The 16527-nt window shown below is 59.1% G+C and carries 10 protein-coding genes and 3 pseudogenes; 1 reads left to right on the forward strand and 12 read right to left on the reverse strand.

Annotation, left to right across the window (positions count from 1 at the left end):
* Positions 1-138 precede the first annotated feature (138 nt).
* From C7W88_RS24865 to C7W88_RS16135, 9 genes and pseudogenes are all read right to left on the reverse strand, one after another.
* Positions 139-234 (reverse strand): annotated as a pseudogene (locus tag C7W88_RS24865) (2Fe-2S iron-sulfur cluster-binding protein); the annotation flags it as partial.
* 188 nt (positions 235-422) lie between these two features.
* A pseudogene (locus C7W88_RS16100) lies at positions 423-1967 on the reverse strand (MOSC N-terminal beta barrel domain-containing protein); the annotation flags it as partial.
* Between the two features lie 62 nt (positions 1968-2029).
* The gene (locus C7W88_RS16105) at positions 2030-2299 is read right to left on the reverse strand and encodes a hypothetical protein (protein ID WP_125955336.1); all 270 of its coding nucleotides are present in this window, start codon (positions 2297-2299) and stop codon (positions 2030-2032) included.
* Positions 2292-3125: an S-formylglutathione hydrolase gene (fghA, locus tag C7W88_RS16110; protein ID WP_118074319.1), complete on the reverse strand. Its 834-nt coding sequence runs from the start codon at positions 3123-3125 to the stop codon at positions 2292-2294. The genes C7W88_RS16105 and fghA overlap by 8 nt, the downstream gene beginning before the upstream one ends.
* A pseudogene (locus C7W88_RS16115) lies at positions 3125-4215 on the reverse strand (S-(hydroxymethyl)glutathione dehydrogenase/class III alcohol dehydrogenase). Before C7W88_RS16115 ends, fghA begins: the two are co-directional and overlap by 1 nt.
* Positions 4216-4307: 92 nt before the next feature.
* Positions 4308-5666: an MFS transporter gene (locus C7W88_RS16120; protein ID WP_082364758.1), complete on the reverse strand. Its 1359-nt coding sequence runs from the start codon at positions 5664-5666 to the stop codon at positions 4308-4310.
* A gap of 188 nt (positions 5667-5854) precedes the next feature.
* Positions 5855-7237, reverse strand: a complete 1383-nt coding sequence (locus C7W88_RS16125; RefSeq protein ID WP_162896104.1) for an alpha/beta fold hydrolase — start codon at positions 7235-7237, stop codon at positions 5855-5857.
* A 194-nt stretch (positions 7238-7431) separates the two neighbouring features.
* Positions 7432-9531: a CocE/NonD family hydrolase gene (locus tag C7W88_RS16130; RefSeq protein WP_162896105.1), complete on the reverse strand. Its 2100-nt coding sequence runs from the start codon at positions 9529-9531 to the stop codon at positions 7432-7434.
* A 60-nt stretch (positions 9532-9591) separates the two neighbouring features.
* Positions 9592-11733 carry a CocE/NonD family hydrolase gene (locus tag C7W88_RS16135; protein WP_118074322.1) on the reverse strand — a complete coding sequence of 714 codons (2142 nt, stop codon included), beginning with the start codon at positions 11731-11733 and terminating at the stop codon, positions 9592-9594.
* Positions 11734-12108: 375 nt separating this feature from the next.
* Between C7W88_RS16135 and C7W88_RS16140 the strand changes: the two genes are divergently transcribed.
* Positions 12109-12699 carry a hypothetical protein gene (locus C7W88_RS16140; RefSeq protein WP_125955331.1) on the forward strand — a complete coding sequence of 197 codons (591 nt, stop codon included), beginning with the start codon at positions 12109-12111 and terminating at the stop codon, positions 12697-12699.
* 8 nt (positions 12700-12707) lie between these two features.
* Here C7W88_RS16140 and C7W88_RS16145 read toward each other — a convergent pair whose 3' ends face one another.
* The 3 genes from C7W88_RS16145 to C7W88_RS16155 form a co-directional block, all read right to left on the reverse strand.
* Positions 12708-13283: a sulfotransferase gene (locus C7W88_RS16145; RefSeq protein WP_118074323.1), complete on the reverse strand. Its 576-nt coding sequence runs from the start codon at positions 13281-13283 to the stop codon at positions 12708-12710.
* A complete protein-coding gene (locus C7W88_RS16150) occupies positions 13280-13951 on the reverse strand; it encodes a M48 family metallopeptidase (RefSeq protein ID WP_162896106.1) in 672 nt (223 codons plus the stop codon). The genes C7W88_RS16145 and C7W88_RS16150 overlap by 4 nt, the downstream gene beginning before the upstream one ends.
* A 122-nt stretch (positions 13952-14073) precedes the next feature.
* The gene (locus tag C7W88_RS16155; RefSeq protein ID WP_205525208.1) at positions 14074-16497 is read right to left on the reverse strand and encodes a TonB-dependent receptor; all 2424 of its coding nucleotides are present in this window, start codon (positions 16495-16497) and stop codon (positions 14074-14076) included.
* Positions 16498-16527: the final 30 nt, after the last annotated feature.

Genomic DNA, 16527 nt, shown 5'->3' on the forward strand with positions numbered 1-16527 from the left:
CGGTTCCGAGCAGAGCGCAGCCCTGCGGCATCAACCGGCGATGGGGTGGATGTCGGTTTCCAGCTCGATGTCCGACGCCGGTCGGGCCGTGCACAGCAAGACAGTTCCGGGATCAGTGGGCGCAGTCACGCCGGGCAGATATTCGACCTTGCCTGCGACAAGCCTGGCCGCGCAGGCCCCACATGCCCCGTAGCGGCAACCGTTGGGGCCGCATAGCCTGCCGCTTCGATCCATTCCAGCAGATTGCTGGCATCGCCCCAGGCCCCTTCAAGTGTCGCATTGACCTTTACCCCAAAGGAGCCGGCCGAAGCGCTTCCGGCCTGGAAGTGAGCCTTGCCGGCGGGAATGAATAGCTCGCTGGTCCATCTGGCGTCAGCGACCCCGTGCGCGCGCAGCTGGCCGCCAAGACGTTCGACAAAACCGGGAGAGCCGCACAGCATGATTCTGGCGCCCGCGCCGAAAAGGGGACTTGAAACGAGCCTGACTGCATCCAGCCTGGCCTGGCTAAAGGCAAGGCGCTCCTCGCTGCAGCGCGGCGCCTTCGCCAGAACATCGATCTGAAGGTTGGGCAAGAGGCGCAACGCCGATTGCAACTCACCTTCGAAGGCGAAGCCTGCCGGAGTATCCGTGCAGTGAAACAGATGGATCGGACGCGTCGGCCGCAGCGCGATCGCGCTGCGCAGGATACTGAGGAACGGGGTTATCCCGACTCCCACACTGGCGAGAACAAGCGGGCTGGAATCGGCGGGATGGACCGCGAAACTGCCCATTGGCCCGTTTATCCTGAGAGCATCACCAACCTTGATCCGATCGACGAGCATAGCAGTGAAGCCCGCATCGCGCGATGGATCGCGGCGGACGCTGATCCGGCAGGCCGTGTCTGCGACCCCGCTCGATAGCGAATAGACCCGCGAATCCCCGCCGCCCGGCATTCGGACAATCACATGCTGGCCCGGCAGGAACGGCAACAGCGCGCCATCTTCGGGCTTCAACCAGAACGAGGTAATTTCCGCCGATTCCCGGATCACTTCTGTGACGCGCCACAACCGGTCGCCGCGGGGGCTGGGAGCGGACGCTTCACGACCCGGTTGTGCGAAGGCGGGGATATCATAATACCTTCGTTCTCCCAGGTTCGGTTCAACGCCGACTTCGGCCCCGCATTCCAGCATTCCGCCCCGGATCACGCGGGCATAGACCCCAAGCACATGGCCGGTCTTGTCGCGCAGCCTCGACGAAACCGCGGGATTGTCGGGCAGGTCGGGCTGTGCATAGCGCGGCATGGCGCAGCGAACGGTCGCCTGGGTTATCGCGATCACGGCATCGCCGATGCACAGGCGGTGCCCGATCCAGGCCCGTTCCGGCCAATCGGCCAGCGTGTCGCAGTCCAGCACCAGGTTTGCCCGATAGCGTTCCAGACGTGCGATATCGTCCGAACCGCCGGCCAGCTTCTCCAGCGATTGCCGGGTCACGACATGCAGGGGCGCAACATCGAAATGGCTGCCTGGCCAGGTGACATACTGGCGCAGGACCAACCCGACTTCGTCAGGAACATCGGCCTTGGGAAGTTCATCCTGGAGCGACAGTCCGAGCAGGCGCTTGACCCCGTCGGGATTGAGCGGCACCCGTCGCCGGTAGTGTGCGTCATCTTCCATCAGGGGCAGCAGGCTTACTACCCGGCCGAGCTGCGCGCCCAGCAGCGCGGAGGCAAATGGATCGGCCGAATCGATCAGGTCGCCCGCCGTGGTGACGATCATGACACCGCCGCTTTTCTCGTCATACCGGGCCTGCAGGCCCAACATCACGGGAAGGCGCTTGGCGCTCAATATTTCCCCATTTCCCTCGTCGCGCAGACACAGAATCCGGTCGCCGGGCAAGCCGGCCGTGTCGAGTCGCGAACGGATCAGGCGTTCGCCGCCGAGTGACTTGACCGGATAGCGCCACAAAGCATCAAGCGTTCCAACCTGCATACCCCCTCCATCAGGCCCCACTGCTCACCGCGCCGCTACCGGTTCTTCGACCCATTCAGTCCTCAGCAGGCGCCGACGTATTGCGCGGCATCTCCGATTGTCTTGCCGTCGGGAAAAGTCGGCGTGATTTTGCCTGCACAGTCCGGCTGTTCGGCAAGCGCCCAGCGACCGGTCAATGGGAACAGCAGGCTACGACCAGGCGAATTGCGCCTGGCGATACGCAGCCCCCAGTCAAACGGCATGATCCCGTCGCCCTCACCATCAAAGAAACATGCGGAGAACGCCACATGCGGCGGCTGACAAAGGAACCGATCGGCAGCGAAGTCAGCCACCGAGGCGTACCGCATGCCAGCCGATGTGATCGGCCACGAAGGTGGAGATGAAGTAGTACGAATGATCGTAACCCGGCTGCATCCGGATCGTCGCCGGGATACCGGCCTTGCGACAAGCCATGACCAGCAGCCCGGTCTTGAGCTGCTCGTGCAGAAAGTTGTCAGCATCGCCCTGGTCGACCAGCAGATCGGGCAGACGAGCACCATCCTCGATCAGGGCACAGGCATCGTACTCGCGCCAGGTCGACTTGTCGGGCCCCAGATAGCCGCCCAGCGCCTTCTCGCCCCAGGGGCAGTTCAGCGGGCTAACGATTGGGGAAAAGGCGCTGACCGAGCGGAAGCGATCGGGATTGCGCAAACCGATGGTCAATGCACCATGGCCACCCATCGAATGGCCTGTAATCCCCTGACGCGCCATATCGACCGGGAAATTCCCACCGATCAGCGCAGGCAATTCCTGCTCGATATAGCTGCGCATCCGGTAATTGGCCGACCACGGCGCCTGTGCCGCATCGACATAGAACCCGGCGCCCTTGCCGAAGTCATAGCCTTCGTCATCCGGCACCAGATCGCCGCGCGGGCTGGTATCCGGGGCTACGAAGATAACCCCATGCTCCGCGCATGCGGCGCGGAATTCGCCCTTTTCGGTCACATTGGCATGGGTGCAGGTCAGGCCCGACAGATACAACAGCACCGGCAGCTTCTGCCCCGGTGCGTGATCCGGCACGAAGACCGAAAAGGTCATCGGCGTGCCGGTCTCGGTCGACTGATGGGTATAGACGCCCTGCGTGCCGCCATGGCTCCGCCAGGCCGAGACCTGCTCCATCAGAACACCACGACCGAGCGGATCGACTTGCCCGCGTGCATCAGGTCGAAGGCGGTATTGATCTCTTCCGGCCCCATCACATGGGTGATCATCGGATCGATCTGGATGACGATCTTGGGCACATCGGTGCGGCCCTTGGCCCCGCCAAAGGCCGTGCCGCGCCAGTTGCGGCCCGTGACGAGCTGGAACGGCCGGGTGGCGATTTCCTTGCCGGCTTCGGCGACGCCGATGATGATCGAGGTGCCCCAGCCACGATGGTAGGCTTCCAGCGCGGTGCGCATCACTTCGGTATTGCCGGTGGCATCGAAGGTATAGTCCGCGCCGCCATCGGTCATCAGAACGATCTTGGCGACCACGTCCTCGCGGCTCATGCCCTTGGAGTTGAGGAAGTCGGTCATCCCGAACTTGCGGCCCCACTCCTCGCGGGTCTCGTTGATATCAACGCCGATGATCTTGTTCGCCCCGGCCAGCCGCGCGCCTTGGATCACGTTGAGGCCAATGCCGCCGAGGCCGAAGACCACGACATTGTCACCGACCTGGACCTTGGCCGTGTTGATCACGGCGCCAACGCCGGTGGTCACTCCGCAGCCAATGTAGCACGAGGTCTGGAAGGGCGCGTCCTCGCGGATCTTCGCGACGGCGATTTCGGGCAGGACGGTGAAGTTCGAGAAGGTGCTGAAACCCATGTAGTGGAAGATGGTCTGGCCCTTGTAGCTGAACCGGCTGGTTCCATCGGGCATAGTCCCTGGCCCTGGGTTGCGCGGATCGCGGTGCACAGGTTGGTCTTGCCCGAGAGGCACGACTTACACTGGCGGCATTCGGAGGTGTAAAGCGGGATCACGTGATCGCCTGGCTTGACCGAAGTCACCCCGGCACCAACCTCACGCACCACGCCGGCGCCTTAGTGGCCCAGGATCGAGGGGAATATCCCTTCGCTGTCGAACCCGTCGAGGGTGTAGGCATCGGTGTGGCACACCCCCGTCAACATGATCTCGACCAGCACTTCGCCCGCCTTCGGACCCTCCAGGTCGAGCTCGACAATCTCGAGCGGCTGTTTCGGCGCAAAGGCAACGGCGGCACGGGTCTTCATGTTGTACTCCTGAAACTTGAGAAGTCGAAACCAGATTGGCGGCGGCGATGATCACCATCGCGCTCGCTGTTATGTATTCCTGTCACTTACCGCTAATGCCCTGCAATAACGTCGCTTGTTTCGTGGCGTTCCCCTCTGACGAAGGTGAGTGCGGCAATGCTTATCAAGGGCACAGCAGCAATTGCGAAGAAGAGGCTGCTTGGCGTCCAGTCTCGAGCCATCAGAGCACCTGTCACCAACGGACTTAAAATAGATCCGAGCCGACCGAAACTGAGAGCCCAGCCCACTCCGGTTGCACGCAATGGAGTGGGATAAAGTCCTGTCGTGTAGGCGTTCAAACACAGTTGTGCAGCAAGTACGAAAACACCAGAAACGAGAGCCATCAGTAGAGCGAAGTCCGATGCTGCAAACATGCCAAGACCAGCAATGAAGACGATTGATCCGAAATTCACTGCAATCAGAACCGGGCGGGCACTCAGGCGATCACTCAGCAGGCCGAACGCAAGGCTGCCGAAGACACCACCGAGGTTGTGCAGCATCTGGGCATAGGCCCCTGTATCCTGGCTATGTCCGGCCTGTGTAAGCAGACTGGTGAGCCAACTTGCAAGGGCGAACAGGACGAACTGCGTCGCAAAGAACGTGATCCAGAGAAAGACAGTCTGCGATCCCCGATTGGCCTTGAACAGATCGGCGACGCTCCCCCGAGCCACTGCCTGTTCACCTGTCGTAAGCTGCGCGCCTGCGGTCACGCGCGCTGTCGCATTAGCCTTCGTGAGTAGTCCGATCGCACGTGCTCTGGCGGCAGTCGTGCCCTGCGCTGTGAGGTAGCGGGCGGACTCTGGAAGGAGCGCGAGGAGAGCGAAAACCAGGATTGCCGGCGCGATGCCTCCTGCGAAAAAGACACTTCGCCATCCGAAGTTGTTAATCAGGAATGGCGCCAGGAGACCCGCCAATGTGCCGCCCAGAGCGTGTCCGCTGAACATCACGACCAACAGGAAGCTGCGATGCCTTTTTGGCATGTATTCGGCAACCAGAGCAGCGCCCAGCGGGATGGTGCCGCCGATACCGAGGCCAGTCAGCAGCCGCAGTGCCTCCAACTGCTGAATATTCTTGGCGAAGGCCGAAGCGAGCGTTGCCAGGGTGACGATTACGAACATTATGATCATGACTGGTCGGCGACCAAACCGATCACCGAGCATACCCCCTATCGCCCCTCCAAGGGCCATGCCGACGAGCGAAGCCGCCAGAGCGGGCGCGAACGTCGGCAGGCTCAGGCCCCAGTCCCGTGCGACCGTCGGTGCGATCACGCCAAGTGCTGTCGTATCGAACCCGTCAACAATGGCCACTAACGTGCACAGCAGGATGAGTCCGAAATGGAAGGCGGAGAACGGCGCATTGTCTAGCACGTCGGAGACGGCTATCATTGGACGTTCGTCCTTATTGGAAGCCATTCAATCTCTCCCGGCTTGCCATCGTCGATCGCAAAAGCTGCAAGACCTCAATTCTGGTATACCAATATGCAGGCCTGCGCAATCCGCGCATTGATTTTCTGCCGATAATCGTAGGATTTTTGGCTCATAGTGCCTGCTCCCATAGGTCGTAGTATACCATGAGCCGCCTGCACCGTCTCTGCATAGACCTACTTTAGAACCCATCTGGTTTCGGGCAGCTCATCGACACATGCCCGATCCAGCGGATCAACCGGATTCTCGAAGAACTTGACGATCATACGACCTGCGCATTCGGAATGGTTCAGCAGAACGAAGTGAAAGGTCAGCGGAAACTCGACGATCCGGGCAGTGGTGAAGTTGCCTGCGGTCTCCTCGCTCTGGAACCGTGGGGTAACGAGGTCCAGTTGACCAGCAAGAAACAGAGCTGGCGTATCGGACCGGGCCACGGCAATCGTAGCAGGATCGCTCATACTGAAGCCCATTCTGGGGCAGAACCTGGCCCAATCATAGCTTTCGAACGCCGTCATCCTCGCGCCCGAAACCACTGCTGGCGCCAGTTTACGGGTCGGGAAGGCGCCAGTGCCAGGGCGATCCATGCGGGGAAACTCGTCGCGGCAGACCGAACTCGGCCAGGTGAAGGCCGGATCCTTCCCACCGCTATTGGCTTCCGGGTTGGCGAGGCCCTGCCAAGCGAGCAGGTCGCCCTTGGCAGCGCGCTCTACCGCCAGCGGAATCTTGCCCCGCAGGTCCGGATGGGCCAGCGCCAGCCTGACCTGATCGAGGAATTCCACGTTGGAGACCTTGCGGCCCTCGATCACGCGGGGGCGGCGTTCAAGACTGGAGGCTGCCTTGCCCAGATTGGCTTCGAACCGGGGGAATGCTGCGGCGCACTCCGGCGCGGCCGAGCATTCGTCGATCAGCTCGACAAGCGGCTGGACCACGAAGGCCTTGCCGAAGGCATTGGACTCCATGCCCGACATGCCGTCGAGCACGACGGCTCCGATCGCCTTGCCATCAATTACATTGAGGCGCTGCGCAATCGTGGTGCCATAAGAGACGCCATAGACGTTCCAGCGATCAATGCCGAGTGCAAGCCGCACGTCCCGCAGATCCTGCGCGGCCTCGTAAGCACCATAGGCATTGAGGTCCATCCGCTCGGTAAGGCTTTTGCGGCAAGTCTCGACCTTAGCCGGATCAACCTTGGGATCGGCTGCCTCCAGGCCTTCCGGGAATTCCGGGCACGACATGTCAGGCTTCCCCCACGGTGTCGATCCGCGATGATCGACATAGATCACCGCATCCTTGCGTGACAGGATTTGAGCCAAGCCCGGTTGCCTTTGCAGGTTCTTGAGGCCCGCGCCATTGCCCCCCATGACGAACAGGATCGGAGCGCGGCCCGCAGCCAGCTGTTCAGGCTGGACGATGGCGAAGTGGACAGTCACCGTTCGGCCATTGGCCCTTTCCCGGTCCTCGGGAACCTCGATCTTGCCACACTGGACGCGCCCGCCAAGCGCCGGTGCAACCTCGATCGGGCAGGGAGCGGGTGCCACAGCACGCTGGGGAATAGTCATGGTCTCCGCCCTACCAACCTGGGCGATTCCGGTTAGTGCGAGCGTCGCACCTCCGAAAAACCAAGAGTTCCAGCGCAGAAAATTTCCCTTGGGCATCGATCTAAGCTCCCTAATATTTGTCAAATTGTCATGACGGTTTCACCAAAAAGGTGCCCTTCACAACCCACCGATTTCGATGAAAATATTGAATCCAGTCAGTTTCCGTTACGCGGGATACGATTGGACCATTGCCTCGCAAACAGAGCCTTATCGTTCAGCTTGGCCTCGATGCTTTCCTCGACGATAAATTCGCTGGGGGTGCTGGTCATCGTGGTTTTGACGCGTGCTTCCGTTTTCCATCCATCGCGCGACGAAGCATTCTCGGAGGTAAATGCAATGCGGTAGGAATTGACATCTCCCTCCGTGATCGTGGCATCTAACGAAAGCCCTGAACCCAATTGCATTTTTATCGGCTCCAGATTTTGGAGCTCCATTGGCAAGGCAACTTCCATAACCCCTTTGCGCTTCCCGGCTGCTCCCTCAATTCTTGCCAGCCTGCTCGTCGGCTTCATTTCCTGTGCAGGAGATCGTGCAGGATTGGGCAATGTCTTGATCGGCATATCTGGTTCGGTTGTCCTGCCAATGCGTAGGGGCAACTCCAGATGGGTCACGCCAGTAACCAAGTGCAGCGCAACATCTTCGGGCGCGGGCCAAACAATTGGCCACTGGTTTTGGGATATCGACAGGCGAAGCCGGGAGCCTTTTCTTATACGCCGGGAAGTATGCTTCAAAAGCACCTCGTGGGTCTGTTCGGTTCCTGGTGCAATAGGGACATAGGCCGTATGATCAGAGTTGTGCGCGAGATTGCGGACGCCGTACGTCAACAGCCAAGATCGTCCGTCTGGCGTAACTTCATTAAGTCGTACTGCGATCTTGGCAATGGGCTTGTCAGCGACGAAATGGAGTTTCAGTCTTGGCTGCCCAACAATATCAATGCCTTGTGTGAGCGGCGCTGTTTCGAATAGAATCGAAAAGTCGTCGTCAAATGATTGCTCGACAGGTGCCTGGGATGTCATGTCGATCGGAGACAGGACTGGTATAGCCGTACCTACAAGGACATTAGCGGGAATCTCGACTTTGCCTTTGGGCGAGCGCTTGCGGCTTAGTATTCCGCCCTGTCCCAATCGGTAAGAGGTCTTGCTGATCTGGGCAGACGGCCAGGCCTCATCCGCTACCCAACGGCCCGGAACGTCTTGGGGATAGCATTGTGCCACCGTTGCTTCGGCCACGAACGACCGCAACATCGGCTCTTTCATCAAGCCTGTGTCATGACCATTCAGCCAATGGTCCCACCAGCGCGCTTCCTCAACCGCCCAATCGAGCCGCGGTCCCGGATCGCCCTCCTGCGGCCAGTCATGACCCCATGGGCCGATTATGCCCTTCCGTGGGCAGTCAAGCCTCTCCAATATTCGAGGCACGGTATCAATGTAGGAATCCTCAAGTCCGCCGATTGCATAGACAGCGCATTTGACCTTTGAGTAATTCGAAAGAATTCTATTTCTCCAGTACTGATCAACCAGCTGGTGGCGCATCCATTCAGAAACCAGAGGAAGCTGTGCCTGCAATCGCTCAAGCCACATTGACTGCCAGACTTCGCCCACGAGCTCCGGATCGGGCGGCACCGTCATGACCTGTTTCCAGATTGTGCCCCAAACCACTTTTTCGTTGATGACGCATCCGCCCAGTGTATGGACATCGTCTGTATAGCCGTTTTCCGTGCCCATTGCGGCGATGATGGCCTTGAGCTCGGGAATATCTTTGCCTGCCGCCTGGTAGGCCGTGATCGCACCGTATGAAATGCCCCTCATCCCGACATTGCCATTGCACCAGGGCTGGCGTGCTATCCACTTTATCAAGGGTGAAACGTCAGCTTGTTCGGGCAAGTCATACTCGTTGACAATTATGCCGCCTGACTCACCAGTGCCGCGCACATCGACCCTCACTAGGGCGAAACCACGTGGGACCAACCACGATGCGGTTCGGTCGTCGACACGCCGATAATTTCTACGTTTGCCGTAACCAATATACTCGAGGATCGCTCCTACCGGGCGGGCATCAGCATCTTCGGGCAGGAAAATTCGCGCTGCCAGCTTCACGCCGTCAGGCATTTCAATCAAGCTGTGCTCAACAACTTTCAGCTTCCGGTTTGCTGGCGGTAACCAAACGTCCGTCTTGGCCCAAGCCGGCCGATACCAACCGCCAATCGCCGAAAGCGCGCCCGCGCCAGCAATGAACTCCCGCCTCGACCCTTGCATGCTCTTCTCCTCGTCACAGACACCGGCCTCGCGCTCCGCCCGAGGACTCAATCGGTCGCCCTATTGAAGGTCGCGCGGGATGCACTCATTCCATTCGCGTTCACGAACGACCTTGCCGTCCCTCAATAGCTGCCGGACATGCCTATAATGGAAGGCCCCGGCATCGCTCTTGAGCTCCGTCGTGCCGCGCCATTCGACATCATGCTCTCGCCATTTGCTTTTCATGAACGATCGGCCAACAAAGCTGGCTTTCGCGGGATCATCATCGGCAACGGAAAATTCGACTGATACGTCCTCCCCGTCAGGGCTGGCCCACTGATAACCGCGTTTGACGGTCGTCGTCCGCTTCAGATCGTCGCGCAGGATTTGACTTCTGACCGGGCCGTTCCAGGTCGTTTCAGCATGGCCGCTGCCTGCTGCTTCCGCTTCAGTCACTGTCAGATTGCGGCTACCCATGTCGGCCGCCGCCTTTTCGGCAGCTTCGGGCGCTTGCGGCGGAATGACCGGCAGCGCGAGCGTCGAGCCGCCCTCCCCCACGCCGAGCGTCATGACCAGCGGCTTCGCCGACGGCCAATAGGACGGGAACAGGGCATTGGAGACCGAAATGCGCATGCGGTGACCAGGTTGGAAGATCCATGAGGTGGCGTGAAGTTTCACTTCCAAGGGATACCGGGTTCCTGGCACGAGTGGCTCCGGCTCGACAGATGATTGGCGTTGTGCGCCGTTCAACGCCCCGCCCGTGACCAGCGTTGTGGTCCCGTCAGGAGCTACGTCGGATAGCTTCACGAACCAGTTCGCATGATCGACATCGACTGAGGACAGCAGCGACGCGACCGGAGAGCCAAGAATCTGCAATTCACTCGTCAGCGGCGAGCTTTCATAGATGAGCGCTGTCGCGTCGCCCTCGCGCTGATCCGGAGACACATCGATCCAGCCCAGTCCTGCGCCGACCCCCGTACTGGCAATCATGCGCAATCGGTGATCCGAAGCCGGCCCCGCAATGGGCGCTAGGGCGTGGCTCTCGGTCAAAGAGAAGATCTGCGGCCGGATGGGCGCATTGTTCCAGCGCGCAATCGAGCGCCACTCGCCAGGGATTTGCGAGCGCGAAATGATCGGGCGGTAGGGGCGCCGCATGAAGACACTCACTTGCGGCTTTTCAAGCACGCCGTTCTGCTTGCCTTTCAGGAAGTAATCCCACCAATCGAGTGTTACTCGCCCAAGATCGGCGGTCGGCCCGGGATAATCCGAGCTGTGATTCCAGGGGCCGATCACCGCCCGCACAGGCCCACGCGAGTTTTCCAAAGCGCGAATGGCCGCGTTTCGATAGGGATCATGCCACGCTCCGACCATCATAGTCGGCACATCACCTGCAGAGGGATTAAGATCACGGCGCAAGCCGCGGTGCCAGAACTCACCGTCCCGCTGCTGCCGCAGAAATGTAAGACTCATCGGCTGCTGGTCGAACCGGTTTCGCAGGATCTCCTCATCGAACGGATCCTGATCCGGCGGTGTCACAAACAGCATGCTGTCGGCGGCGACTGTATAGTCGTCCATATGGAGGATACCCGAAGGATAGCGAACATCCTCGGAGTAAATGTCTTCGGTCGCCATGAATGTGACGATGGCTTTGAGCGCAGCCGGTTTCCTGGCACCCACCAGCATGGCGGTGAAGCCACTCCACGAGGTCCCAAACATGCCTATGCGGCCGGTTGACCAAGGCTGACTTGACAGCCAGTCCACGGCCTCAGCCGTATCATCAAGCTCGGTTTGGGAGTATTCCCGGTCTGCCAGCTTCCCTTCACTGGCTCCCGTTCCACGAAGATTGAGATAGGCTACGACATAGCCTGCCTTGACGTAGTCGGCATACCACGGGCGTCCGTAGCTTCCACAAGGACTAGCATATCCATCGACCGTGAGAAGAACTGGGAATCTCTCTTTCGGAGGCGCCTTGGAAGGTTTGGCAAGGCAGATTTCCAGTTGCACTCCATCCTTCATCACAATCTTTTGTCGCAAGAAGCTAGCTTGCGGGGCATCTTTGGCACTGGCGTAGGACGTGGTAAGGATCGCAAACGCTGCCGCGAAACCCAGACTTAGACGACTCATTGTACGAGAACTGCGCGAAACCAGGCAGCCCGGTTCGATCTCGCGCTTCTGTATCTTCTGATCGCCGTCACTTGCCCAGACAGCAATTTCTCCCGCCATTCTCCGTCCTCCACTCGGTGAGTGGCCGAATCATCCAGCCTTGACACTACCATACAGTTCTGTATTGTAATGCCAAGCGCGATGAAATCGGGTTTCGTCAATATCTCCGGGGCGCCGATCCACAGCCTCCCACTGGCGTCAAATCTCAAAGACTCGGTGCAACGACCAAGCCACGCCCCGCAAGTACTCACCGCATCCGAAGGAGTTTGTTGAGTGCACAGAAGTTTTCGACGGGTCTCCTGCCTGATCGCCGGGGCGGTTGCTGTCTCAGTTGCTGGCGCTGCGTCGGCCGGAACCACGGCAGTTTCAGACGCCAGGCGCCTAACGTTGCAAAACGTCGGTGCTGAGAATACTGAATATCGGGACCGCAGGGCCTTGAGACTCATCGTTTCTCCTGAAGCGGAAGCAGCTGATATCGACGCGACCTTCGCGGTGCTTCCCTATCCGCCGATCAGAGATTTTGTAATTGAGGCGGATGTAGCAGGCATGCCCGTATCCGCGGAAACCACCGCGAGAGGTTTTGTTGGTATTGCCTTCCACATCGCCGAAGATCGGAGCAGTTTCGAAGCCATCTACTTGAGGCCGACCAACGGCCGCGCCGAAGATCAGGTGCGCCGGAATCGCGCCATCCAGTACATCTCCCATCCAGACTATCCTTGGCACAGATTGAGGACTGAGGATCCGGGGCAGTTCGAGTCCTATGTGGATCTCGAACCGGGGCGATGGACTCGCATGAAAATCGTGGTCGAGGGTGCGCGCGCCAGCCTGTTCGTTAACGGTGCCAAGCAACCTAACCTGATCGTCAGCAATCTCAAACTTGGCGAGCGTTCGGGGCGAGTTGGTCTGTGGGTCGGACCAGGTTCGATCGCCCATTTCTCCAACGTTGTAATCAAGCCGATTCCCGCTCGATCAAAGCCGCATGAGCTGACAAAAGACAGCGAGCCAACGTCCGCCACCGCCCGTTAAACGGGACGTCATTCTGTTACGAGGCCTTCTGCCAGCATCGCCTTGCGCATCGGCTCCAGATAGGGCGCAAAATCGCGCCATCCGCTCAACCCCCTCGTATGAATGGGCTCCCTGATCTGGGCCGCGCTGTGCGAGGTGTTCGCAGTTGACCCCTTGTGTGGTGACAGGCAATCTTCATTCCAGTCGAGGCCGCAGGCAGCCACGAGTTCGCGGATGCCGGTTGTCGGATCGCGCACCAAATCGTCATAAAAAACATGGTGAATCCTGCCGGGCAGTTCGCGGCTCCAGTGGTCCATCAGCCTATGGAATGCCGCGATGTAGCGTCCAAGCTCAACCTGATCATAGGAAAAAGGATAGCCTTGTACGAACAGCGTCTTGAACATGCCCCAGCCCACCGCAAGTGGCGGCTTGTGGACATGTACGATGCGCGCACGTGGCAAAGCTTTGGCGATGAGCCCAATATAGAGATAATTGAGCGGCAGTTTGTCGATAATATGCAGTGACGGGTCCCGGCCTGCCGATGCGAGCGCGTGATAGAACTCACCCAACATGACTGGATCCAGCGTCTTGCTGAACGGGATCAAGGCATGTTTGCCGCCCCCCGGAATCCACTCGCTTTTGCGCAATGCTCCAGCGCGCGCGCGAAGGCCGACATCTCTCCACCAGATACGACGTCGGGATGAGCTTCAAGAATGCGCTCCACCAGGGTCGTCCCCGAGCGCGGCAGGCCAAGGACAAAGATCGGCGCAGCACCGGAAAATCCCTCGCCCATCGACGCCAAGGTAGAACTAGTAAAGGTGCTGCGAATTGCCGCTAGCGCCGCGAGATCATCGCCAATGTCATAATCCAGATGGCATCGCCGCAACTTGGTGGCTGCGTCCAGGGCAGCAAAGGCCTGGGCAACATGACCAAGGTCCTCCCGCTCTTTTGCAAGCGCATAAAGTAGCCGCATTCGATGCTGCCAAGCCGGGTGATCACCGCCCAGTGCTGTCTCGATCTGTGCAATGTGATTGCGAACGCTTGTTTGGCGCCTGAGATGACTACGATTTAACCACGCTTCGCTATCTGCAGGGTCCACAGCTATGACGGCATCATAGTCCTTTTCGGCAGATTCCAGCTCACCAAGAAAGCGAGCCGTCGCCGCGCGATTGAAACGCACGCCGACCAGGTTCGGCTCGCGTGTAAGCACGCTGTCGAAAAAGCGGTTGGCTAGGCGGTAGTCGCCCGCAGCGGACGCGAGATCGCCAGCCATCGCCGCAGCCTGAACATCAGCGACAAGCTCGTCGAAAGATCTCGTCAGGCAAGCTCTCGCGAGGTCGGGCCTGTTCCCGGCAAGAGCGCCGCGCGCCTGCTCAAGTGCTGCCCTCGTTTTGCTCACTGTCTCAACGTCAGGCGAATTCCCACTGTCCGCGGCCGCGCAATATAGTCCCCACGGTACAAGGCCCTGATGTTCGGCGGCGCAAGGTTATTTCCGGCAGTTTTCGCTGAAATGCCATCGACGTCAAACACGTTCGTCACAAAGATCTGCATGCGCAGCGCCGAACTCCAGTCATAGGCGACCGACATGTTCGTCATGGCGAACCCATCGAGCCTAGCAAATCCCGGAGAATTTGGATCGAGGCTAGACAGTACATCGCTCCGCCAGTTCACATCGGCATGGAAGTCGATGGTCCGATCCTTGTTGCTACCCAGCGGAACCGAAATATCAATGGCGGCACCCACCTGGTGCCGCGCCGAACCGGGCAGCCGGGTACCAGAAGGTGCGATAAAGTTGCGCCCGCCGAAGGCAATCGGACCAATAACTTCGGTCGTCTTGGCATCGGTATAGGCGTAGGAAATTGATGCTGTGACCATTGAGGTCGGACGCACCTGAGCCTCAAACTCGATCCCTTGCGATCTGGCCCGGCCGCCATTGACAATTGTTGGTGTACCGGCCCTGGAGGCAATTTCAATCTGGATGTCTTGCCAGTCGATGCGAAACGCAGCAAGTGAGTAGCTGATCGCGCGGTCCAGCAACCGGCCCTTGATGCCGAACTCGTAATTGTTGGCGCTGTCCGGACCATAGTTCAGGAAGGTGCCCGGATCGCAGGCCGGACAGGATCGTGGTCCGATCGGGTAGGCGTTGGCGCCGCCCGAGCGGAAGCCTTGGCTAAAGGTGAAATAGGCCAGCTGGTCGCCGAATTCGTACGATGCGTTCCCTTTGAAAATGGCCTTAGTTTCCGAACGCGAGCCGGAACCTTGCGACGTCCCGTTCGCGAGATAGGCGGGATCCCTTGACGCACCATCACCGCCAAAAAGCCCCAGCGTCGGAAATGTCTGAACTGTACTCTGGCGGAACTTCTGATTAAATACTCGCGCACCTCCAGTGAACGACAAGGCGGGGGTCGCATGCCAGGTAAATTCCCCGAAACCCGCCAGCTCCTCAAAACGCACTTGACGATCGAAGGTGAAGGAGGTGTCGGGCGGATTGAGCGTGCCGGGCCGAACCCCTCCGAAGTAGAGAACCACGTCATTGGCATAGGTGTCAAGAAAAACGCCGCTTCCTGGCAATGTCGAATAGGCTGCAAGTCCTGGCACTGTCGAGAGAGAGAATGTGCCCTGTTCACGGTTCTGGTAATATCCCCCAATCACATATTCGAACGTGTCACTATCATTCGAAACCAGCCGCAGCTCCTGCACAAATGAACGATCCTTAACTGTGTTATAATTCGTGGTCGAAGCACGTGGATAATTTCCATAATATTGGATGAACGCATTGGCGATCTGGGAATTATCGAACAGGTCATCCGACCGGCTGCGGGAATAGGAGGTCGCGGATGTCAGCGTCGCAAATCCGAAGTCGACTGTCCCGGTAAGCGATGCAAGATCGATATCCGTATCAATTGGGCTTACCGGGATAAACTGACGATTTTCATAGCCGGAATTGCCAGTGCGGAACGGGAATGCGTTTGCCTTGGTGTTCTGGTGAAGATAGCTCGCCTCGATGTCCACGGCATCGGTGGGCTGCCAGCGCAACGCGGCGCGGGCGAACCAGATTTTCGCCCAGTCAATGTCCTTGATCGCCCGGGTCACGGCTGGGCTGGTAAGGGGGCTTGCCGGATTAGCCAGCACAACCTGCGCTTCCGGATTGAACCTGATATCCTTGTCATAAACATAGGCATTAGTCGCGTTGATGATCCCGGCCTGATACTCGTAGCCCCCATTTAGACGCAGGGCTAACGTGGAACCGATGGGGACGTTCAGCATGACATCAGTGTCATAGCCAGCTTTGCCTGCATGTCGCGTCGTCGATGCGGCGAGGTTCGCTTCATAATCGAACTTGCCAATGTCGGGGCGATTGCGGATCAACCGAATTGTTCCGCCAACTGACCCCGCACCGAACAACGTGCCCTGCGGCCCGCGCAAAACTTCGACGCGGGAAATATCGCTGAGCTTGAGGTTCGCAAAAACAGGGATGTCGTCGATATAGGTCGATGTCGCAGAACTTCCGAGCCGGGGAAACGATGTTCCACCCCCACCAATCGCGTCAGTCGATACGCCGCGAATGATGAAGTTGTTGTTCGAGCCGTTGGCACGCGGACCGTAGTCAACCGCAATCAGACCGGGCGTGCTATTCCGCAACCCAGCAAGATCGGTGATGTTAGCCTTCTCCAGCGTATCTCCTGAAACCGCGCTGATGTTGTAAGGAACATCGAGGACGGTCTCTTCCCGGCGGGTAGCAGTGACCACAATCTCGTCGGCCTGTGATGAGCCGCTGCGATCAACCTCCTGAGCGCTCGCAGATTGCGGATGCATCATCACTGCGAGACTTGCAGTCTGCAGCAAAAT

It is taken from the genome of Novosphingobium sp. THN1, from assembly GCF_003454795.1.
Taxonomy (GTDB): Bacteria; Pseudomonadota; Alphaproteobacteria; order Sphingomonadales; family Sphingomonadaceae; genus Novosphingobium.

Bases quoted from the DNA above. Each gene is read 5' to 3' on its own strand.
- fghA (WP_118074319.1), bottom strand. From the start codon at position 3,125: ATGGAGCAGGTCTCGGCCTGGCGGAGCCATGGCGGCACGCAGGGCGTC.
- C7W88_RS16120 (WP_082364758.1), bottom strand. From the start codon at position 5,666: ATGGCTTCCAATAAGGACGAACGTCCAATGATAGCCGTCTCCGACGTG.
- C7W88_RS16125 (WP_162896104.1), bottom strand. From the start codon at position 7,237: ATGACTATTCCCCAGCGTGCTGTGGCACCCGCTCCCTGCCCGATCGAG.
- C7W88_RS16130 (WP_162896105.1), bottom strand. From the start codon at position 9,531: ATGCAAGGGTCGAGGCGGGAGTTCATTGCTGGCGCGGGCGCGCTTTCG.
- C7W88_RS16135 (WP_118074322.1), bottom strand. From the start codon at position 11,733: ATGGCGGGAGAAATTGCTGTCTGGGCAAGTGACGGCGATCAGAAGATA.
- C7W88_RS16150 (WP_162896106.1), bottom strand. From the start codon at position 13,951: ATGGCTGGCGATCTCGCGTCCGCTGCGGGCGACTACCGCCTAGCCAAC.
- C7W88_RS16155 (WP_205525208.1), bottom strand. From the start codon at position 16,497: ATGATGCATCCGCAATCTGCGAGCGCTCAGGAGGTTGATCGCAGCGGC.